Source organism: Microbispora sp. NPDC004025 (assembly GCF_053604425.1).
This window is the reverse complement of sequence record NZ_JBSGHN010000019.1, coordinates 107,785-126,641: the sequence shown is the minus strand read 5'-3', so window position 1 is coordinate 126,641 and position 18,857 is coordinate 107,785. Positions and strand designations below refer to the sequence as shown.

General features: G+C 72.8%; 21 protein-coding genes. 12 read left to right on the top strand and 9 right to left on the bottom strand.

Annotated elements, in window-relative coordinates:
- Positions 1-93 precede the first annotated feature (93 nt).
- On the top strand, positions 94-633 hold the full coding sequence (locus ACWEQG_RS34815; protein ID WP_452291372.1) for a winged helix-turn-helix domain-containing protein: 540 nt from the start codon (positions 94-96) through the stop codon (positions 631-633).
- Positions 634-690: 57 nt separating this feature from the next.
- Here the strand turns inward: ACWEQG_RS34815 and ACWEQG_RS34810 are convergent, their stop codons facing one another.
- On the bottom strand, positions 691-2,289 hold the full coding sequence (locus ACWEQG_RS34810; protein ID WP_452291370.1) for a fatty acyl-CoA synthetase: 1,599 nt from the start codon (positions 2,287-2,289) through the stop codon (positions 691-693).
- Between the two features lie 149 nt (positions 2,290-2,438).
- Between ACWEQG_RS34810 and ACWEQG_RS34805 the strand changes: the two genes are divergently transcribed.
- Positions 2,439-3,233, top strand: a complete 795-nt coding sequence (locus ACWEQG_RS34805) for an inositol monophosphatase family protein (protein ID WP_452291368.1) — start codon at positions 2,439-2,441, stop codon at positions 3,231-3,233.
- A gap of 107 nt (positions 3,234-3,340) precedes the next feature.
- Here ACWEQG_RS34805 and ACWEQG_RS34800 read toward each other — a convergent pair whose 3' ends face one another.
- A complete protein-coding gene (locus ACWEQG_RS34800) occupies positions 3,341-3,484 on the bottom strand; it encodes a hypothetical protein (protein WP_452291366.1) in 144 nt (47 codons plus the stop codon).
- A 211-nt stretch (positions 3,485-3,695) separates the two neighbouring features.
- On the opposite strand from ACWEQG_RS34800, the gene ACWEQG_RS34795 reads away from it, so the two are divergent.
- Entirely contained in the window at positions 3,696-4,559 is an 864-nt protein-coding gene (locus tag ACWEQG_RS34795) for an aldo/keto reductase (RefSeq protein ID WP_452291364.1), read from the top strand.
- Between the two features lie 8 nt (positions 4,560-4,567).
- Here ACWEQG_RS34795 and ACWEQG_RS34790 read toward each other — a convergent pair whose 3' ends face one another.
- Together ACWEQG_RS34790 and ACWEQG_RS34785 are read right to left on the bottom strand one after the other, a co-directional pair.
- A complete protein-coding gene (locus ACWEQG_RS34790; RefSeq protein WP_452291363.1) occupies positions 4,568-5,395 on the bottom strand; it encodes a hypothetical protein in 828 nt (275 codons plus the stop codon).
- Positions 5,396-5,507: 112 nt separating this feature from the next.
- Complete coding sequence (locus ACWEQG_RS34785; RefSeq protein ID WP_363466865.1) at positions 5,508-5,885, bottom strand: VOC family protein; 378 nt, start codon at positions 5,883-5,885, stop codon at positions 5,508-5,510.
- 118 nt (positions 5,886-6,003) lie between these two features.
- Between ACWEQG_RS34785 and ACWEQG_RS34780 the strand changes: the two genes are divergently transcribed.
- Positions 6,004-6,828, top strand: coding sequence for an SAM-dependent methyltransferase (locus tag ACWEQG_RS34780; protein ID WP_452291358.1), 825 nt, complete (start codon positions 6,004-6,006; stop codon positions 6,826-6,828).
- 5 nt (positions 6,829-6,833) lie between these two features.
- Here ACWEQG_RS34780 and ACWEQG_RS34775 read toward each other — a convergent pair whose 3' ends face one another.
- From ACWEQG_RS34775 to ACWEQG_RS34765, 3 genes are read right to left on the bottom strand one after another with little or no spacing between them, the layout of a single operon-like run.
- On the bottom strand, positions 6,834-7,448 hold the full coding sequence (locus ACWEQG_RS34775) for a TetR/AcrR family transcriptional regulator (RefSeq protein WP_452291357.1): 615 nt from the start codon (positions 7,446-7,448) through the stop codon (positions 6,834-6,836).
- A gap of 17 nt (positions 7,449-7,465) precedes the next feature.
- Positions 7,466-9,082: an MFS transporter gene (locus ACWEQG_RS34770; protein ID WP_452291355.1), complete on the bottom strand. Its 1,617-nt coding sequence runs from the start codon at positions 9,080-9,082 to the stop codon at positions 7,466-7,468.
- Positions 9,083-9,118: 36 nt separating this feature from the next.
- Entirely contained in the window at positions 9,119-10,072 is a 954-nt protein-coding gene (locus ACWEQG_RS34765; protein ID WP_452291354.1) for a DNA polymerase domain-containing protein, read from the bottom strand.
- A gap of 108 nt (positions 10,073-10,180) precedes the next feature.
- On the opposite strand from ACWEQG_RS34765, the gene ACWEQG_RS34760 reads away from it, so the two are divergent.
- From ACWEQG_RS34760 to ACWEQG_RS34750, 3 genes are all read left to right on the top strand, one after another.
- Positions 10,181-10,993, top strand: a complete 813-nt coding sequence (locus ACWEQG_RS34760) for a methyltransferase domain-containing protein (RefSeq protein WP_452291352.1) — start codon at positions 10,181-10,183, stop codon at positions 10,991-10,993.
- Between the two features lie 79 nt (positions 10,994-11,072).
- On the top strand, positions 11,073-12,209 hold the full coding sequence (locus tag ACWEQG_RS34755) for a CapA family protein (protein ID WP_452291350.1): 1,137 nt from the start codon (positions 11,073-11,075) through the stop codon (positions 12,207-12,209).
- Positions 12,210-12,220: 11 nt separating this feature from the next.
- Positions 12,221-12,826 (top strand): CBS domain-containing protein, encoded by a 606-nt coding sequence (locus ACWEQG_RS34750; RefSeq protein WP_452291348.1) that lies wholly within the window; start codon positions 12,221-12,223, stop codon positions 12,824-12,826.
- On the opposite strand, the gene ACWEQG_RS34745 is transcribed toward ACWEQG_RS34750, so the two are convergent.
- Positions 12,823-13,275 carry a MarR family winged helix-turn-helix transcriptional regulator gene (locus ACWEQG_RS34745; protein WP_452291346.1) on the bottom strand — a complete coding sequence of 151 codons (453 nt, stop codon included), beginning with the start codon at positions 13,273-13,275 and terminating at the stop codon, positions 12,823-12,825. The two genes, ACWEQG_RS34750 and ACWEQG_RS34745, sit on opposite strands and share 4 nt — an antisense overlap.
- 95 nt (positions 13,276-13,370) lie before the next feature.
- Here ACWEQG_RS34745 and ACWEQG_RS34740 point away from each other — a divergent pair, with 95 nt between their 5' ends.
- The 3 genes from ACWEQG_RS34740 to ACWEQG_RS34730 are packed head-to-tail and all read left to right on the top strand — an operon-like array spanning position 13,371 to position 15,507.
- Positions 13,371-14,141 (top strand): pirin family protein, encoded by a 771-nt coding sequence (locus tag ACWEQG_RS34740; RefSeq protein ID WP_452291344.1) that lies wholly within the window; start codon positions 13,371-13,373, stop codon positions 14,139-14,141.
- A 20-nt stretch (positions 14,142-14,161) separates the two neighbouring features.
- Positions 14,162-14,497: a GNAT family N-acetyltransferase gene (locus ACWEQG_RS34735; protein WP_363466824.1), complete on the top strand. Its 336-nt coding sequence runs from the start codon at positions 14,162-14,164 to the stop codon at positions 14,495-14,497.
- A complete protein-coding gene (locus ACWEQG_RS34730) occupies positions 14,494-15,507 on the top strand; it encodes a pirin family protein (protein WP_452291342.1) in 1,014 nt (337 codons plus the stop codon). The genes ACWEQG_RS34735 and ACWEQG_RS34730 overlap by 4 nt, the downstream gene beginning before the upstream one ends.
- On the opposite strand, the gene ACWEQG_RS34725 is transcribed toward ACWEQG_RS34730, so the two are convergent.
- Complete coding sequence (locus ACWEQG_RS34725) at positions 15,500-16,963, bottom strand: MFS transporter (protein ID WP_452291341.1); 1,464 nt, start codon at positions 16,961-16,963, stop codon at positions 15,500-15,502. The genes ACWEQG_RS34730 and ACWEQG_RS34725 overlap by 8 nt on opposite strands.
- A gap of 118 nt (positions 16,964-17,081) precedes the next feature.
- On the opposite strand from ACWEQG_RS34725, the gene ACWEQG_RS34720 reads away from it, so the two are divergent.
- Both ACWEQG_RS34720 and ACWEQG_RS34715 read left to right on the top strand, forming a co-directional pair.
- Entirely contained in the window at positions 17,082-18,005 is a 924-nt protein-coding gene (locus ACWEQG_RS34720; protein ID WP_452291339.1) for an SDR family oxidoreductase, read from the top strand.
- Position 18,006: 1 nt separating this feature from the next.
- A complete protein-coding gene (locus ACWEQG_RS34715; RefSeq protein ID WP_452291337.1) occupies positions 18,007-18,852 on the top strand; it encodes a MaoC/PaaZ C-terminal domain-containing protein in 846 nt (281 codons plus the stop codon).
- Positions 18,853-18,857 lie beyond the last annotated feature (5 nt).

Here is an 18,857-nt window from a genome sequence, read left to right as displayed (position 1 = left end):
CCACCCCTCCATGCCAGGAGGGGTGGGATTCCGCGCGCCCGAGGCGGGCGGTGTGCCACGGCGAGGACAGAGGAATCGGGGAAGGGGACACGCATGCGGACACGCACGGCGGAGGATGAGGAGGTGCGCTTGCTGCGCTGGCCGGTCCAGCGTGACCTGCGCGAGAAGTACCGGTCGCGCAACGTGCCGAGGATTCTGATCGTCGAGGCGGGCTCCGACGCCCCTGTCTGCGACGACATCTACGAGGACTGGGTGCGCGCGCCGATCGGCCGTGATGACCTGCGGTCGCGCGTCGACGCGCTGAGCAGGAGGTACCGCAGATATCAGCGGAGCAGGCTGCCGTGGATCGACGACGACGTCCTCCGCTACCGGTCCCGGTCGACCTCCGTCTCCCCCACGCAGGCGGAACTCCTGAACCTCCTCATCTCCCGGTTCGGCGAGGTGGTGGCGCGTGAAGCGCTCAAGTCCAGGTTGTACAGAGACTGCGGGGGGTCGGACACGAGGAACGCGCTCGACCTGCACATGATGCGCATCCGGAATCGGATCCAGCCCCTCGGCCTCACGCTCCGCACGGTCTGGGGCCGCGGGTACGTCCTCGACGGACAGCCGCGGCTGGAGTCCGTCGCTCCATAAGGCCGGGGACGGTGACGGGTATGGCCCACCCGCACACCGGCCTGGGCCGGGGACGGTTCAGCGGGCGCCGGGGATGCGGTCGGCGAGGGCGGCGTGGCGATCGCGGAGCTCGCGCTTGAGGATCTTGCCGCTCGGGTTCTTCGGCAGCGCGTCCACGAACGCGACGGCCTTGGGCACCTTGAAGGCGGCGAGCCGGGCCCGGACGTGGGTGCGCAGCTCCTCCTCGGTGACGGTCACGCCCGGCTTGGTCACCACGATCGCGACGACGGCCTCGATCCAGCTCGGGTGGCGGACGCCGACGACGGCCACCTCCGCGACCGCCGGGTGCTCGTAGATCACTTCCTCGACCTCGCGGCTGGCGACGTTCTCCCCGCCGGTCTTGATCATGTCCTTGATCCGGTCGACGACCGTGAGGTAGCCCTCCTCGTCCAGCACGCCGAGGTCGCCCGAGTGGAACCAGCCGCCGCGGAACGCCTCGGCGGTCTTCCCGGGGTCGTCCAGGTAGCCGAGGATCGCGTGCGGGCTGCGGTGCACGATCTCGCCGATCTCCCCGGGAGCGACGTCGTCGCCGTCGGCGTCCACGACCCGGGTCTCGACGTTCAGGGCGGCCTGGCCGGCCGAGCCCGCCTTGCGGATCTGGTCCTCCGGCTGGAGCATCACCGCGACCGGCGCCATCTCGGTCTGGCCGTAGAAGTTCCACAGGCGCACGTCCGGCAGCCGCTCGCCGATCTCCCGCAGCACCTCGACCGGCATGATCGCGGCGCCGTAGTAGCCCTTGCGGAGCGAGGACAGGTCGCGCCGGTCGAAGTCCGGGTGGCGCAGCAGCGAGATCCACACCGTGGGCGGCGCGAAGAACTTGGTCACGCCGTGGCGCTCGATCGCCTCCAGCACTGCGGCGGGGTCGGCTCCGGGGAGGATGTGGCTGGAGGCGCCCAGCTGGATGTCCGGCACCAGGAAGCAGTGCTGCTGGGCGCAGTGGAACAGCGGCATCGCGTGCAGTTCCACGTCGTCGCGGGTCATGCCGCCGTCGATGACACAGCTGGAGTACTGCGCGATCAGTGCGGCGTGGGACAGCACGGCGCCCTTCGGGCGTGACTCCGTGCCCGAGGTGTAGAGGATCTGCGCCGGGTCGTCGGGCCCGATCGGCACGACCGGCTCGGCCACGTCCTCGGCGAGCAGCGCGTCGAACGGCTCCCAGCCCTCGTCCTGGACACCGCCGTACACCACGCGCAGCCGCAGCGCGTCGGCCTGCTTGGCCGCGTCCCGCGCGACCGGCAGCAGGGAGTCCTGCGCGATCAGCGCGACCGCGCCGGAGTGGGACAGCACGTAGGCGATCTCGTCGGCGCCGAGCATGAAGTTGACCGGCACGAGGACGGCCCCGGCGCGGGCCACGCCGAAGATCGTGCGCACGTAGTCCACGCTGTTGCGCGACAGCACCGCCACCCGGTCCCCGGGGCGCACACCCCGCGCGGCCAGCGCGCCCGCGACCCGCGTCACGTCCTCGTCGAGCTCCGCGTACGTACGCGATCGGGCCGCGTCCGCCACGGCCAGGCGGCCGGGGTGCCGCCGGGCGGAGCGCCTGAGCAGGTCCGCGAGCGACTGGCGGCGGGCGAGGGCGACATCCGGCGACGCGGGGGACATGAGCGGCTCCAACACCAGAACAGAGGAAACTTCTGGATCAGCCTAGTGAGAAGCGATCGTCTTGGGGAGAGGGCCGCCCCCTGGCTCTGCCTGTGCGCCCTCGGCTCTGCCGCGCTTCCGCTCTGCCCGCACGCCCCGGCCGGGGTCGTGGTAGTCCTGATCCCGTGTCGATCACGGACGAGGAGCTGGCCCTGACGGCGGCGCGAGCCGGAGCCGCCGTCGTGCGCGCCATGTACGGAACGCCGCTGACGCGCTTCGCGAAGTCCGCGGACGACTTCGCCACCGTCGCGGACATCGAGGCGGAGAAAGCCATCCTCGACGTCATCCGCGCGGCGCGTCCGGACGACGCCGTGACGGGGGAGGAGAGCGGACGCACCGGGCGGGACGGCGCGGAGCGCATGTGGCTGGTCGATCCTCTGTGCGGCACGCTGAACTACGCCGCGCGCAGCATGCTCGTCGCGGTGAACGTCGCCCTGCGGGTGGGATCCGCCATCACGGCGGCGGCCTGTGCCGACCCGTTCGCCGGGGAGGTGTTCTGGACCGGCGGCGCCCGCGCGTACGTCCGCCGCGAAGACGTGGACGAACGGCTCATCCCATCGGCCGAATCGCGGCTGGTGGACGTCAACCTCGATCCGCCGTTCCCGAACGCGCCGGCCTTCCGGGCCGCCCGCCTCCTCGCGGACCCGGGCTTCGCCGAGCGTTTCCGTCCCCGGGTCGTCTCCACCACCCTCGCGGTGACATGGGTCGCCGCGGGTCGCCGGGCCGCCTACGTCACCGACGGGCATCTGCGCGACAGCGTCCACTTCGCGAGCGGGATCGCGCTGTGCCGGGCCGCCGGATGCGTGGTGACCGGCATCCACGGCGAACCACTGCACACCGGCGCGGGCGGGCTCGTCGTGGCGGCCGACCCGGAGACGCACACCGCGCTGCTGGAGATCATCGCCCGCGACAGAAGGTGAGCGGTCCTCTCACGCGGCCGTTGCCGGAGTGGCCGCGGTCGTGAGGTCGAAGACCATGACGCCGTCCACGGTCCGCGGCTCGAAAATCTCCTGGACCCCGCCGGGGCTCAGATGCTCTCGGGCTCGCCCTCGTCCACCCGGTACGTCTTCTCCCAGGAGGCGCCGCAGTGGCAGCTGCTGAGCTCCAGCAGCTGTCCGTCCTCGGTGACGGCGTAACCGTCGGTGAGCCGGACGTGAACGTGCACGCTCATGGGGCCGCCTTTGTCCTCGGTGGTCGCCGGCCCGGAAACCCGGGCCAAGAAGGGTATAGAGAACTATGTAGTGATTTGACCGAATCGGGCAAGGCGAGCGCGCGTCGCGGGTTCGTAACAGCCCGGCCGATCCCCGATTGGACGGCTTGAGGCCGAATTCGGAGGATAGGACACACAGAACTGTGATCTGTGTCCAGAAGGGGGATCTTCCATGCGGACTCGCCGCATCGGTGACGTGCAGGTCGGCGCGATCGGTCTCGGGGGCATGCCGATGTCCATCGAGGGGCGTCCCGACGAGCAGCGCTCCATCGCGACCATCCACGCGGCGCTGGACGCCGGGGTGACGCTGATCGACACGGCCGACGCGTATCACCTGCACGCGGACGAGGTGGGCCACAACGAGCTGCTCATCGCCAAGGCTCTGGCGAGCTACGGCGGGGACACCTCGGACGTGCTGGTCGCCACCAAGGGCGGGCACCTGCGCCCGGGCGACGGCTCGTGGACGCTCAACGGCTCGCCCGACTACCTCAAGCAGGCCTGCGACGCCTCGCTCAAGCGGCTGGGCGTCGACGCGATCGGCCTCTACCAGTTCCACCGGCCCGACCCCGGGGTGCCGTACGAGGACTCGGTCGGCGCGATCCGCGACCTGCTGGACGCGGGCAAGATCCGCTACGCCGGCGTCTCCAACGCGAACCCCGAGCAGATCCGCCAGGCCAATGACATCCTCGGCGGCCGTCTGGTCAGCGTGCAGAACCAGTTCTCCCCGTCCTTCCGGTCCAGTGAGCCGGAGCTGGAGCTGTGCGCGGAGCTGGGCATCGCGTTCCTGCCCTGGAGCCCGCTCGGCGGCATCTCCCGGGCGGGCGAGCTGGGGTCGCGTTTCGCGCCGTTCGCGGAGGTGGCGCGGGCCCACGACGTGAGCCCGCAGCAGGTGTGCCTGGCCTGGATGCTGGCCAAGGCGCCGGTGGTCATCCCGATCCCCGGCTCGTCGCGGCCGGAGACGATCCTCGACTCGGTCAGGGCGGCGGACCTGGAGCTGTCGCCCGAGGAGCTCTCCAGGCTCGACGCCGCGGGCTGAGGATCACCTCACTCGTCGGCCCATTGACGGTGCCGGGCCGCCGCGGCCAGCGCGGCGGCCCGCGCCGTCTCCGTCGGTGTGAACGGCAGTTCCGGCCGCCGCGCCACCAACGCGGTGCCGGCGTGCACGGGAATGGTCATCACGGCCGGTCCCTCCTCGGGAGCCGGCCCGCCGGGCTCGTGCCATCCGACGTCGGCCGTGCGCAGCAGCTCGGTCATGGCCGCGACCAGTTCTCCCGGGTCGTCGCGTACGCGCTGCCCCAGCAGCAGCGCCTGGATGCCGGGGTCGATGAGGTCCCTGACCTGGGCGGGCACGACGACGGCGGCCACCCCGCCGGCCCGGTCGACCGCGCGCCACAGGTCGAGGGGCGTGAGTGTGGCCGGGGCCTCGACGATGAACTCGTCCAGCGCGTCGCAGCCTTCCGGCGTCATCGCCGCGCTGCCCGCGGGCGCGATCTGCAGGGCGAGGATGTTGCAGTGCAGCCGGGCGAACGCCCCGGCGAGCGCGGCGAGGCGGCCGGGGCGCTCGGCGACCCCGGCCCGCACCCGCCACAGGCTCGTGGGCTGCTCGGCCCTGACGCGGGCGCGCGGGCGTACGGCTCCCGAAGCCGACAGCCGCCTGTGCGCGGCGGAGCCGAGGATCAGCGCCAGGCCGAGACCGACGAGGACCACCGGGCCGGGGTCCCGATGGCCGAGCAGGGTGGTGATCACGTGGGCGAGGCCGACGGCGAGGAAGAGCGCGGCCAGCTCCGCGATCTCCCGCCGCCAGGACCGCCGGTGATGCGGGCCGGGAGACGCGTGGCCGCCCCCGTCGGCGGCATTTCTCGGTTCGCTCATGCCCGGAAGTCTGACCAGGCGTTGTTACATGCTCACGGTCCGTGGAATGTCGCCCGCATTAATCCGCTTTCACCCGGCCGCCGTTCTCGCCGCCAGATCATCCGGACAACGGTCAGCCCGTCCTGACCCACAGGCAGAACGGATGCCCGGCCGGATCGAGGTAGACCCGCACGTCGTCCTGCGGCTGATGGTCGGCGAGGGTCGCGCCCGCCTCGGCGGCGTGGGCGCCGGCCGTGTCGAGGTCGTCCACCTCGATGTCCAGATGGAGCATCATCTGCTGCTCCCCGGGCTCCGCGGGCCATACGGGCCGCTGGTAGAGCTTCTCGGTCTGGAACGACAGGCCCGTCCCGCCGCCGGGCGGGCGCAACGTCACCCATCCGGGCTCGTCGGTGCCGATCGGCCAGCCCAGCAGCCGCTGGTAGAAGAGCGCCAGTTCACGTGGGTCGGGTGCGTTGAGCACCGCCGCCGTCAGGGTCAGGCGTGGGGTCATGCGTCCTCCTGAGATCGTCACGGTGCCGCTGCCCCGTTGCCCGGGGATGAATCTCGGGGGATGATCTTCAAGGCCATTTCGTATCCGTGGGAGCTAGCCCATCGGCGAGGAGCGACGCATGGACGACTTCGGACACGCACCGGCGGGCATCGATCCCAATGTCCCCAGCGTCGCCCGGATGTACGACTACTACCTGGGCGGCAAGGACAACTTCCCGGCCGACCGGGAGGCCGCGGAGAAGATGCTCGCCATCGGCCGGCAGATGGGCAACGACGGGCGGGAGATCGCCCGGGAGAACCGCGGCTTCCTCGGCCGGGCCGTACGGCACCTGGCGCGGTCGGGCGTCACCCAGTTCGTCGACATCGGCGCCGGGCTGCCGACGCAGGAGAACGTCCACCAGGTCGCGCAGCGGCACGCCCCGGGATCGCGGGTCGTGTACGTCGACAACGACGACGTCGTCCTGGTGCACGCGCGGGCGCTGCTGGCCGACAACCGGGACACGATGGTCATGCGCGGTGACCTGCGCGATCCCGGCGCCATCTTCGACGACCCGGCGGTGCGGGCCCACATCGACTTCACCCGGCCGTTCGCCGTCCTCCTGGTGTCGGTGCTGCACTTCGTGACCGACGACGAGGCGGCCGGCCGGATCGTGGCGGAGATACGCGAACGGCTGGTCCCGGGCGGCCACCTGGTGCTGTCGCACATCTACAAGGGCGACGTCCAGGAAGAGGTCGTCGAGGCGAGCAGGCAGGTCTACTCGGCCACCCCCTCCGGCGGGCTCGCGGGCAGGTCGCTGGCGCGGATCGCGTCCTACTTCGACGGCCTGGAGATCGTCGAGCCCGGCCTCGTCCCGGTGCAGGCGTGGCGGCCCGACGTCCCCTGGGACGTGCCGACGGACCCGGGCCACTCCGGCATCGTGGGAGCCGTCGGCCGCAAACCCTGAGCGTCCTACCGCAGGGCGCGGGTGAGCACGTCGAGGGTGATCTCGATGACCTCGTCCGCGTCCGCCGTGACGGTCGCCGGGGCGTGCGCCGCGACGTCCGGCATGAGGCGGCGGGCCCCCGCCCGCAGCACGCCCCACGCCAGCTCGGCCCGTAGCGCGGGGTGGTCGGCCCCGGCCTCGCGCAGCGCGTCGGCGAGCGGCGCGATCAGCTCGCCGTGCAGCTCGTCCACCCGGACCTGGCACTCGCCCGGCAGCCCGATCGCCTGCAGCGCCGGGATCAGCGCGTAGTCGGGGCTGCCGACGAAGTCCAGCGCGGCCCTGCCGTACGCGCGGATCCTGGCGGGCAGCGAGCCGTCCGGCGCGGCGGAGGGCGCGATGGCGGCGCGCAGCCGGGCCGACCAGCGGGGAAGGGCGTCCTCCACGAGCTGCGCCAGGATGTCGGCGGTGGAGGCGAAGTAGCGGTAGACGCTGGAGCGGGCCAGGCCGATCCGGGCGCCGACGGCCGCCGGGGTGAGCGCGTGCACACCCTCGGCGGCCAGGATCTCCCGCGCCGCCTCCAGCAGGGCGGCGTGCTGGTTGGCCCGGTGATCCGCGACGGTCGCCGCGCTGATCCTCGGCATCTCCCCCTCCAGGGTTCCTACATGTCCGGGTCGCGACCTCCAGTATCCGGCCCGCCCGCCGCGATTCGCTCCGGCGGCTCGTCCCGGACGACCGGTGTGCGGGGGAGCAGGAGGGTGACGCCGACTCCGGCCAGCAGCGCCAGCGCCGTGATGAACGTGACCCTGCGGGTCGCCTCGGCGGCCGCCTCGACCGCCACCGCGTGCACGACCGGGTCGCGGAGCGCGGGGATGGCGGCGCCGGCGCTCTCCTCGACCGCCCGTGCCGCACTCGTGCGCACCTGCGCGGGCCGGTCGGCGAGCCCGCGCTCGACGGCCGAGCCGAGCCCGGCCACCAGCACCCCGCCCAGGACGGCGACGCCCAGCGCCGCGCCGAGCTGGCGGACCGTGCTCTGGAGAGCGGACGCGCCTCCGGACAGGCGGGCCGGCACGTCGGCCATGAGGACGCCGGTGAGTTGCGCGGTGGCGAAGCCGATGCCCGCGCCGTAGAGGAGCAGCCACGGCACGGGCCGCCAGGGACCCATGTCCGGAGACAGGGACAGGCCGATCCCGGCCGCGCCGACGGCCTCCATGCCGAGGCCGATCCGCACGATGGCCCGGGCGGACCACCTCTTCGACAGCGGGGGCACCAGCCCGCCCGCGAGGAAGGTGCCGAGGGCCAGCGCGGCGATGACGAGCCCCGCCCGGAAGGCGGTGTAGCCGAGCGCGGACTGCAGGAAGAGCGGCAGCACGAGGATCATGCCGAACTCGCCGAGCGCCACGATCACCGCGGCCATCGCGCCGTAGCGGAAGCTCGGCAGCTCGAACAGCGTCAGGTCCACGAGCACGGGCCGCCCGGCGCGCTCGCGCCGCCGTTCGCGCACGACGAGGGCGACCAGCGCGAGGACGCCGACGCCGAAGGCGAACGGCACGGGGGAGACGCTCTCGAACCGCAGGCCGAACAGGTCGGCGGTCCGCCGCGGCTCCCACCAGCCGTACTTCTGGCCCTCGATAAGGGCGAAGACGACGCCGGTCGTGCCGAGCACGGCGAGGACGAGCCCGGCCAGGTCGCCGCCCGCCGCGTGGCCGTCGCGCGACTCGGGCACCCGCAGCGAGCCGAGCAGGAGCAGCGCGCCGATGGGCAGGTTGATCCAGAACGCGGCCCGCCAGCCGTGGTCGGTGACCAGCCAGCCCCCCACCAGCGGGCCGACGGCGGCCATGCCGCCGATGATGGAGCCCCACACAGCGAAGGCGATCACCCGCCGGCGGCCCACGTAGACGCGATTGATGATCGCGAGGGTCATCGGGACGGCCATCGCCGCCCCCACCCCCTGCACGGCCCGGACGCCGATGAGCATGGGCCCGTTCACCGACGTCGCCGCGAGCACGCTCGCCAGCAGGAAGACCGCGACGCCCAGGGCGAACAGGCGGCGCCTGCCGTACCGGTCGCCGGCCCGGCCGAACGGGATGAGCAGCGCCGCGAACATCAGGGAGTAGATCGAGTTGACCCACTCCACGTCGGTGGCGCCGAGGCCCAGGTCGGCGATGATCGCGGGCACCGCCACGTTCACGATCGTGGCGTCGATGACGACCATCGACACACCGGTGGCGAGCACGACCAGGGGGAGCCAGCTCTGGCGGGGGTTTGGCGACGACATGTCGCGAACTATAGCAACGCGGTGTCGCCAAACTCCTCAGGAGGTGGCGCGGCGGGCGCGGGCGCGCCGTTTGCCCTCGTGCATCGCCTGGACGCGGGCGACCGGGATGGTGTGGCCTTCCTCGATGAGGTCGCGCGGCAGCCGCTGGGGCTCCGGCATGAGCGCGGCCCAGGGGTCGCTCTCGCGCAGCAGGCCCGCCGCCGTGCGCACGGTGAAGTCACCGGGTGTGACCCGGTCCAGGTCGTCCCAGGAGACCGGGAACGACACCGGGACGCCGGGCCGCACACGCGGGCTGTAGGCGGCGACCACGGTCGCGCCGCCGGACCGGGTCGAGTCGATGAACACCCTGTCCCCCCGGTCCTCCCGGATGAACGCCGTCGTGGCGAGGGCGGGATCGAGACGCTCCGCGCGTACGCCGAGCGCGCGGGTGGCGGCGGCGACGTCCTCCGGGGTGTGCGCCTCCAGCGGCACGAACACGTGCAGCCCCTTGGCGCCGCTGGTCTTCACCGCCCCCGCCAGGCCGGCGTCGGCCAGCGCCCGGCCGGCCAGGCGCGCGGCGGCGACGGCCTGCGGGAACGCCTCGGCCGAGGGCGGGTCGATGTCGAGCACGAGATGCGTGGGGCGGTCCCACTCGCCGGCCTGGACGAGGGCGGGGTGATACTCCACCGCCCGCTGGTTGGCGAGCCAGAGCAGGGTGCGCCGGTCGTCGCACAGGGCGTACGACACCCGCCGCTGTGACGACTCGGCCCACAGGGTGACCGTCCGCACGAAGTCCGGGGCGTAGGAGGGCACGTTCTTCTGCATGAACGGCGCCTGCCCCTGCCGCACCCGCACCACGGACAGCGGGCGCTCGCGCAGCACCGGGATGACGCGGTCGCGGACCGCGTCCAGGTAGTCGACCAGGTCGCGCTTGGTCGCGCCCGCGCCGTCGAACAGGGGCTGGTCGAGGTTGGTCAGCGTGACTCCGTCGCGAACCTCATCGCTGGTCATCCGATCACCATGCCCGCGACCGGCCGCCGGAATCAACGCCTTCGAGAGTCGGCTCAATATGTGAGACGTATTTGCTCATATAGCGAGACATGTGAAACCGTGGCCGGCATGGCGAACGAAACGGCCGTGTACACCCACGGCCACCACGAGTCCGTTCTGCGCTCCCACCGCTGGCGTACGGCCGCCAACTCGGCGGCGTACCTGCTGGGTGAGCTGAAGCCCCACATGCGGATCCTGGACGTCGGCTGCGGCCCGGGCACGATCACCGCCGACCTGGCCGAACGGGTGCCGCGGGGCGAGGTGATCGGTGTCGACAGCGAGCCGGGCGTCCTGGAGCAGGCGCGCCGGGAGGCGGAGGGGCGCGGCCTGGGCAACGTCGGCTTCGCGACCGCGGACGTGCACGCGCTCGGCTACCCCGACGCGTCCTTCTGCGTCGTGCACGCCCACCAGGTCCTGCAGCACGTCGGCGACCCGGTGGGCGCGCTGCGCGAGATGCGGCGGGTGACCAAGCCGGGCGGGATCGTGGCGGTCCGCGACTCCGACTACGCCGGTTTCGTGTGGTATCCGCGGATCCCGGTCCTGGACGACTGGCTGGACCTCTACCGCCGGGTGGCCCGCGCCAACGGCGGCGAGCCCGACGCCGGGCGCCGGCTGCGCGCCTGGGCGAGGGAGGCGGGCTTCACCGAGATCACCTCGTCGTCGGCCACCTGGTGCTATGCCACCCCCGAGGAGCGGGCCTGGTGGGGCGGCCTGTGGGCCGACCGCACGGTGCAGTCCTCCTACGCCCAGCGTGCGATCGAGGGCGGCCACGCCACGCGGGACGACCTGGGCCGGATCGCCGACGGCTGGCGGGAATGGGCCGAGAGCGAGGACGGCTGGTTCAGCGTCCTGCACGGCGAGATCCTCTGCCGCGTGACCTGACCCGGCCGCGCCCGCCGGGAGCCAGGGGGCAGGATGGAGGTGTGACTGGCTGCCGTGTGCTGCCCGAGGAGGGGTAGGGATGCGGTCGGCTGCGGGGGACCCGGTGACGCTGTTCCTGTGCGGCGACGTCATGCTGGGGCGGGGCGTCGACCAGATCCTCCCGCGCCCGGGCGACCCCGCGCTGGAGGAGTCGTGCGTCCGGGACGCCCGGGAGTACGTCGAACTGGCGGAGGCGGCCAACGGCCCGATCCCGCGCCCGGCCGGCTACTCCTGGCCCTGGGGCGACGCCCTCGAGGTGCTCGACGAGGCCGCCCCCGACGTACGCGTGCTGAACCTGGAGACGAGTGTCACCCGCAGCCGTGACTTCGCGCCCGGCAAGCAGGTGCACTACCGGATGAACCCGGCCAACATCACTGCCTTGGCCGTGGCCCGGCCCGACGTGTGCGTGCTGGCCAACAACCACGTGCTCGACTTCGGCGTACCCGGGCTCACGGAGACGCTGGACGCGCTGGCGGGGGCCGGGCTGGACCAGGCGGGCGCGGGACGGGACGAGGACGAGGCGTGGCGGCCCGCGGTCGTGGCCCTGCCGGGCGGCGGACGGGTCCTGGTGTTCGCGGTGGCGATGCCGTCCAGCGGGGTCCCCGGCGGCTGGGCGGCGGCCCGGGACCGGCCCGGCGTCGCCTATCTCCCCGAGCCCACGCGCGACGCCGCGGCGGAGACGGTCCGGCGCGTACGGCAGGTCAAGCAGCCGGGGGACATCGCGGTCGTCTCCGTCCACTGGGGGTCCAACTGGGGCTACGAGGTCGGGGACGACCAGGTCGAGTTCGCGCACGCGCTGGTCGAGGGCGGCGTCGACCTCGTCCACGGCCACTCCTCCCACCATCCCCGGCCGGTGGAGGTGTACCAGGACCGGCTGATCCTCTACGGCTGCGGCGACTTCATCGACGACTACGAGGGCATCACCGGCTACGAGGAGTACCGCGACGACCTGCGGCTGCTGTACTTCGTCACCGTCGAGGCGACGGCCGAGGCCGCGGCGGGACGGCTGCTGGAGCTGCGGATGGCGCCGATGCGGGCCGTGCGGATGCGGCTGCGGCACGCCCGCCGTGAGGACCGCGAGTGGCTGCTGGCGACGCTCGACGGGATCTGCCGGGAGTTCGGCGCGCGGGTGGGACCGGCGCCCGGCGGCACACTCGCCCTCGCGCCGGCCGCGTAGGAGGTGGTCACATGCTGGTCCGCGAGATCATGACGACGCCGGTGGTGACGGTCAGGCGCACCGCGACGATCAAGCAGGCCGTCCGCCTGCTGTACGAACAGGACATCACGGCCGCGCCGGTGGTCGACGCGGCCGGGCGGATGGTCGGCGTCGTCAGCGAGATGGACCTGCTGCGCGGCGAGTTCGGCGCCAACCCCCGGGCGTTCCTGCGCCCCGAGGCCCTGCCCACCGGCAGGCAGTCCGCACTCGTCGAGGAGGTCATGACGCCGCGTGTCGCCACGGTCGGGGACGGCGCCGACACCATGGACCTGGTCGAACTGATGATCACGACGGGGGTGAAGAGCGTCCCCGTCCTGCGCGACGACGAACTCGTGGGGATCGTCAGCCGGCGCGACCTGATGGGCCTGCTGGCCCAGGGCGACGAGCGGATCCGCGAGGACGTGCTCGCGGCGCTGCGCGACTGCGCCGACACGGCGTCCTTCGGCGCGGCCGTGCGCGACGGCGTGGTCGAGTTGCACGGCGCGGGAGACGAGCGGTCGGCCCGCATCGCCGAGCTGGTCGCCCGTACCGTCCCCGGTGTGGCCGACGTCGTCTTCCCCGAGGGCCTGGTGAGCTAATCGAGGCGGCCGAGCACGTCCGCGGCGAGCCGTTCGAGGGCGGCGACCTGATCGCGGGTGAGCCCGTCGAAGAACAGGCCGCGCACGGTCTCCACGTGCCCGGGGGCCGCGGCGGTGATGGCCCGGCGGCCCTCCTCGGTGATCACGACGAACGCGCCCCGGCCGTCGTCCGCGCACTCCTCCCGCCTGACGAGCCCCCGGCGCTCCATCCGGGTCAGGTGGTGGGACAGCCGGCTCTGCTCCCACTGGAGGTCGCGCTGCAGCTCGAACGGCCGCAGCCGCCCTTCCTCCCGGTCGGTGAGGTGCACGAGAACCTCGTAGTCCGCCAGGGACAGACCCGAGTCGGCCTGCAGCTGCCGGTTGAGCCGGGCCGTGAGGCGGCCCTGCATGCGCAGGTACGCCCGCCAGGCGCGCTGCTCGTCGGCGTCGAGCCACCGTGGGCTGTCCATGTCTCCCAGGCTATCCGGAATCAATGACTCGTCATGTATGTTGTGGGCACCAGTAGATGACGCATCATCTACATGGCGACGAGGAAAGGGCACTCATGACCACGACCAGGCTGACCCCTCGTGTCGACGTCCGCCGGGCGGCCGAGCGTTTCGCCACCCGCATCTCCTGGCTCGATTCCAAGCACTCGTTCTCGTTCGGCGGCCACTACGACGCCGGCAACACCCACCACGGGCTGCTGCTGGTCAACAACGACGACGTCGTCCACCCGGGCACCGGCTTCGAGACGCACCCGCACCGCGACATGGAGATCGTGACCTGGGTGCTCCAGGGGTCCCTGGTCCACCAGGACTCCGAGGGCCACTCCGGCGTCATCTACCCCGGCCTGGCGCAGCGCATGAGCGCCGGCACCGGCATCCTGCACTCGGAGAAGAACGACTCCTGGCGGCTGACCGGCGGCGACACGCACGACAAGCCCGTGCACTTCGTCCAGATGTGGGTGGTGCCCGACGAGCCCGGCATCGATCCCGGCTACGAGCAGCTGGAGATCGAGAACGAGCTGCTGGCCGGCGGTCTGGTGCCGGTCGCCAGCGGCATGGACAAGCACGCGGGCGAGGCCGCGATCCGCATCAAGAACCGGTACGCCGCGCTGTACGCCGCCCGTCTCCAGGCGGGCCAGAGCGTGGAGCTGCCCGAGGCGCCGTTCCTGCACCTGTTCGTCCCCCGGGGAAGCGTGACCCTGGAGGGTGCGGGCACCCTGGAGACCGGTGACGCCGTACGCTTCACCGCCACCGGCGGGCAGAAGGTCACCGCCACCGAGCCCGCCGAGATCCTCGTGTGGGAGATGCACGCGACGATCGCCGCCTGACGATCCAGGAAGGACACCCGATGCAGCAGTCAGAACCGCAGGTCGCCGACAACCCGGAGGCGAGCCGCTTCGAGATCACCGTGGACGGCGCCCTCGCCGGCTTCGCCGACTACCGGCTCAAGGGGCCGGCGATCTCCCTCACCCACACCGAGATCGACCCGGCCTTCGAGGGCCGGGGCCTCGGCTCGACGCTGGTCCGCGCGGCGCTCGACGCCGCCCGCGACGCCGGGCTGGAGGTCCTGCCGTTCTGCCCGTTCGTGCAGCGGTACATCGCGCGGCACCCGGAGTATCTCGACCTGGTGCCCGCCGACCGGCGGGCCAGGTTCTCCCTCGACGGCGGGGAGGGATCGAAGTGACCCCCGGGGAGCCGGCGCTGTACGGCTGCACGGTGTTGAACGGCGGCGCGGTGTTGAACGGCGGCACGGGCGCGGCCGAGGCGGAGCCGGAGAGCGTGCTCCTGCCCGGTCACGACGTGCCGCTCGGCCGGTACACGACCGTGCGGCGGCTGCTCCCGCAGCGCCCGCGCCGCATGGTCGGCGCATGGTGCTTCGTCGACCACTTCGGACCCGACGACGTGAGCGGCCGGCCGGGCATGCAGGTGCCGCCGCACCCCCACACCGGCCTGCAGACGGTCACGTGGCTCGTCGAGGGGGAGATCCTGCACCGCGACAGCCTCGGCAACATCCAGCCGGTCGTGCCCGGGCAGCTCAACCTGATGACCGCCGCCCACGGCATCGCCCACTCGGAGCAGTCGCCGCCGGAGCACCCGCCGGGCATGCACGGGCTGCAACTGTGGGTCGCCCTGCCGGAGGACGCACGGCACGGCGCGGCGCGGTTCGAGCACCACGCCGCCCTGCCCGTGCTGCGCGACGGGGACGTCACGGTGACCGTCGTGGTGGGGGAGTCCGGGCCGCTGCGCTCGCCCGCCCTGGTGCACACCCCGCTGCTCGGGGCCGAGGTGCTGTTCGCGGGAACGGGAGAGCACCGGCTGCCGGTGGACCCGGCCTTCGAGACGGCGGTGCTGGCGATGTCGGGCACGGCCGACGTCGCCGGGGTCGCGCTGGCGCCGGGCTCACTGCTCTACCTCGGCCGGGGCCGTACGGAGGTCCCGATCGAGGCGGCGGGCCCGGCACGGCTGTTCGTGCTGGGCGGCACGCCGTTCGAGGAGCCCCTGGTGATGTGGTGGAACTTCGTCGGCCGTTCGCATGAGGAGATCGCACGGGCGCGCGACGACTGGGCGCGGGATGAGTGGATACCGGGCGACCGCTTCGGCGTCGTTCCCGGCGGGGAGCGCCGGCTGCCCGCCCCCGAGATGCCGACCGTGCGGCTGAAGGCCCGCGACCGCCACGGCCGCGTCCTCAGCTGACGGACGAGCCCGCCCGCCTTCTGGTGAAGCAGGTGAGCACGGCCAGCGCGGAGACGGCGGTCATGCAGGCGAGCGCCCAGCGGTAGCCGGTCACGAGCCGCTCGACCGCCGTGGACGAGACGTCGGACAGCGTTCCCGCGAAGACGGCGTCGTGCAGCCCGGCCGGCAGCGGCACCGTGATGATCGAGAGGGCCAGCGCGGTGCCGACCACCACACCGGTGTTCTGCAGCATCAGGCGCATGGCGTTGACGATCCCCAGCCGGTGCGACGGCACCCCGTGCAGGATCGCCGTGGTGTTGCTCGGCAGGAACATGCCCGAGCCGACGCCGATCAGCACGAGGGCGGCCGTGAGCGACGCCGACGACATGCCGGGGGAGATCAGGCACAGCAGGACGGCCAGGCCCGCCGTCGTCAGCGAGGTCGCGGCGACCGCCACCGTGCGCGGGCCGAGGCGGCGCAGCAGGAAGCCCGACGCGACCGACGCCGCCATCGCCGCCACCGACAGCGGCAGCACCTTCACCGCCGCGCTCACCGGGTCCTCGCCGCGCACGGCCTGGAAGAACAGCGACACGAGGAGCACCACCCCGACCCGGGCGGTCGAGTTGAGGAACGACGCCAGCGTCCCGAGAGCGAACGTGAGATCGCGGAACATCCGGATGTCCACCACCGGATGACGGGCCCGCAGCTCACGCACGACGAACAGCGGGAGCGTCACCGCGAACACGACGAGGCCCGACACCACCATCGGGTGTCCCCAGCCGAGCCGGGTCACCTCCGACAGCGCGAGCAGCAGGCCGCCGAGACAGGCGAGCACGAGCGCGTTCCCGGACAGGTCGAGGCCCCGGTCGCGGCCCTGCGGCGGTCCGGGACGCAGGGCCACCGCGCCCCAGACCAGGCACGCGACGCCGAGGGGCACGTTGTACCAGAACACCCAGCGCCAGCCGAGGTGCTCGGTGAACAGGCCGCCGAGCGCAGGGCCGGCGAGCTGGGCGATGGAGAACGACGCGGTGTAGACGCCCATCCCCTCGCCGAGCCGCGACTTGGGGAACGCGTCGGTCACGAGGGCGGCGCTGTTGGTCAGCAGCATCGCCCCGCCCGCGGCCTGCACCACCCGCAACGCCACGATGACCCACGCGTCCGGCGCCAGCCCGGCCAGCAGGCTGGCGACGGTGTAGGTGGCCAGGCCGCCGAGATACATGGCCCGCCGCCCGAACAGATCGGCGAGCCGGCCGAACACCACCATGAGGACGGTCGTCGTGAGCTGGAAGGCGAGCAGGATCCAGCTCGCGGCGTCCGCACTCGCGTGCGTCTGCCGTACGACCTGGGGGAGCGCCACGTTGAGCGCGCTGCCGCCGAGCGCGGTGAGGACGCTGGCCATGCTCACGACCGACAGCGTCCGCCAGGCGCGGCGCAGCCGCTCCCGCTCGCCGGGGTCCGCCGCGAGGGTCCGCGGCACGGCCGTCATCGTACGGCGACCTGGATCATGACCGGCTCCTCCCTACCGAATTCTAGATTCCATTACTAGAATCACGTTCACACGGGATCGGGTCAAGGTCGGGTCAAGGGAGCTGCGCATGGGCGGAATCGTGGAAGGCCGTGTCGTGATCGTCACCGGTGCCGCACGGGGCATCGGGCGGGGACACGCGCTGGAGTTCGCGCGCCAGGGCGCCAAGGTCGTCGTCAACGACCTCGGCGCCGAGGTCGACGGCACCGGGTCGTCCACCGGCGCCGCGGGCGAGGTGGTCGAGGAGATCAGGGCGATGGGCGGCGAGGCCGTGGTCGACGGGGAGGACGTCTCCGACTTCGACGGCGCGCGTCGCATGATCGGCAGGGCCGTGGAGACGTTCGGCGACCTGCACGTCCTGGTCAACAACGCGGGCATCCTGCGTGACCGGATGCTCGTCAACATGACCGCCGACGAGTGGGACGCGGTCATCCGGGTGCACCTGCGCGGCACCTTCGCCCCGCTCCGGCACGCCGCCGCCTACTGGAGGTCCAGGGCCAAGGCCGGAGAGCCGGTGGACGCCCGGGTGATCAACACCACGTCGTCGTCCGGCATCTACGGCAACGCCGGTCAGGGCAACTACGGCGCGGCCAAGGCCGGGATCGCGTCACTGACGATCATCGCGGCCAAGGAGCTGGCGCGTTACGGCGTGACCGTCAACGCGGTCGCCCCCGCCGCGCTCACGCGGATGACCGAGAACCTCATCCCGGGCGGGAGGGCGCGGGCCGAGGGCGGCTTCGATCCGGCGGCGCCGGACAACATCGCGCCGCTGGTCGTGTGGCTGGGCAGCGCCGAGGCGCGGGGGATCACCGGCCGGGTCTTCAACGTGCGCGGCGGGCACATCAGCGTCGCGGAGGGCTGGCACGCCGGGCCGGGCGTGGACAAGGACGCCCGGTGGGACCCGGCCGAGCTGGGCGAGGTGATCCCCGCCCTGGTGGACAAGGCCGCGCCGAACGCCCTCACCAGCGGGCGGATCCCGGACGGGGAGGCCTGACATGCCGCTCGACCACGGTCTGATCGGGGTGGAGAGCGCGCCGCACGAGCGGTCGTGGACGTCGGCCGACACCCTGCTGTACGCGCTGGGCGTCGGGGCGGGCACCGAGGAGCTCGCCTTCACCACGGAGAACTCGGCGGGGATGCGGCAGCGGGTGCTGCCCACCTTCGCGGTCCTGGCCGCCCAGGCCCCCATCGGGCGGAAACTCGGCGACTTCGACCCCGCCATGCTCGTGCACGCCGAGCAGGCGTTCGAACTGCACCGCGAGCTGCCGCCCGCCGGTCGCGTATCGACGACCTCGACGGTGACCGGCATCTACGACAAGGGCTCGGGGGCGCTGGTGACGACCGAGGCCAGGGCGGCCGACGCCGGAAGCGGCGAGTCGCTGATCACGAGCCGCGGCTCGGTGTTCATCCGGGGCGAGGGCGGCTTCGGCGGCGAGCGCGGCCCCCGCGACGAGTGGACCGAGCCGGACAGGCCACCGGACCACACGGTGACCTATCGGACCCGGGCCGACCAGGCGCTGCTCTACCGCCTGTCGGGGGACCGCAACCCGCTGCACTCCGACCCCGTCTTCGCCGCCCGCGCCGGCTTCGGGCGCCCGATCCTGCACGGCCTGTGCACGTACGGCTTCACGGGCCGGGCGCTGCTGCACGCGGTGGCGGGGTCCGACCCGGCACGCTTCGCGGCCATGTCGGGGCGGTTCAGCAAACCCGTCTACCCGGGCGAGGCGCTGACCGTGTCGATCTGGGTGTCCGGCGACGGCGCGACGGCGCTGTTCCGTACGGCGAAGGAGGACGGCACCGTCGTGATCGACCGGGGCAGGGCCGCCTTCCGCCCCGCCTGAGAGCG

Excerpts from the sequence above, each read along its gene's own strand:
- ACWEQG_RS34815 (WP_452291372.1), top strand. The coding sequence starts at position 94 with ATGCGGACACGCACGGCGGAGGATGAGGAGGTGCGCTTGCTGCGCTGG.
- ACWEQG_RS34800 (WP_452291366.1), bottom strand. The coding sequence starts at position 3,484 with ATGAGCGTGCACGTTCACGTCCGGCTCACCGACGGTTACGCCGTCACC.
- ACWEQG_RS34795 (WP_452291364.1), top strand. The coding sequence starts at position 3,696 with ATGCGGACTCGCCGCATCGGTGACGTGCAGGTCGGCGCGATCGGTCTC.
- ACWEQG_RS34790 (WP_452291363.1), bottom strand. The coding sequence starts at position 5,395 with ATGAGCGAACCGAGAAATGCCGCCGACGGGGGCGGCCACGCGTCTCCC.
- ACWEQG_RS34785 (WP_363466865.1), bottom strand. The coding sequence starts at position 5,885 with ATGACCCCACGCCTGACCCTGACGGCGGCGGTGCTCAACGCACCCGAC.
- ACWEQG_RS34780 (WP_452291358.1), top strand. The coding sequence starts at position 6,004 with ATGGACGACTTCGGACACGCACCGGCGGGCATCGATCCCAATGTCCCC.
- ACWEQG_RS34775 (WP_452291357.1), bottom strand. The coding sequence starts at position 7,448 with ATGCCGAGGATCAGCGCGGCGACCGTCGCGGATCACCGGGCCAACCAG.
- ACWEQG_RS34770 (WP_452291355.1), bottom strand. The coding sequence starts at position 9,082 with ATGTCGTCGCCAAACCCCCGCCAGAGCTGGCTCCCCCTGGTCGTGCTC.
- ACWEQG_RS34765 (WP_452291354.1), bottom strand. The coding sequence starts at position 10,072 with ATGACCAGCGATGAGGTTCGCGACGGAGTCACGCTGACCAACCTCGAC.
- ACWEQG_RS34760 (WP_452291352.1), top strand. The coding sequence starts at position 10,181 with ATGGCGAACGAAACGGCCGTGTACACCCACGGCCACCACGAGTCCGTT.
- ACWEQG_RS34755 (WP_452291350.1), top strand. The coding sequence starts at position 11,073 with ATGCGGTCGGCTGCGGGGGACCCGGTGACGCTGTTCCTGTGCGGCGAC.
- ACWEQG_RS34750 (WP_452291348.1), top strand. The coding sequence starts at position 12,221 with ATGCTGGTCCGCGAGATCATGACGACGCCGGTGGTGACGGTCAGGCGC.
- ACWEQG_RS34745 (WP_452291346.1), bottom strand. The coding sequence starts at position 13,275 with ATGGACAGCCCACGGTGGCTCGACGCCGACGAGCAGCGCGCCTGGCGG.
- ACWEQG_RS34740 (WP_452291344.1), top strand. The coding sequence starts at position 13,371 with ATGACCACGACCAGGCTGACCCCTCGTGTCGACGTCCGCCGGGCGGCC.
- ACWEQG_RS34735 (WP_363466824.1), top strand. The coding sequence starts at position 14,162 with ATGCAGCAGTCAGAACCGCAGGTCGCCGACAACCCGGAGGCGAGCCGC.
- ACWEQG_RS34720 (WP_452291339.1), top strand. The coding sequence starts at position 17,082 with ATGGGCGGAATCGTGGAAGGCCGTGTCGTGATCGTCACCGGTGCCGCA.
- ACWEQG_RS34715 (WP_452291337.1), top strand. The coding sequence starts at position 18,007 with ATGCCGCTCGACCACGGTCTGATCGGGGTGGAGAGCGCGCCGCACGAG.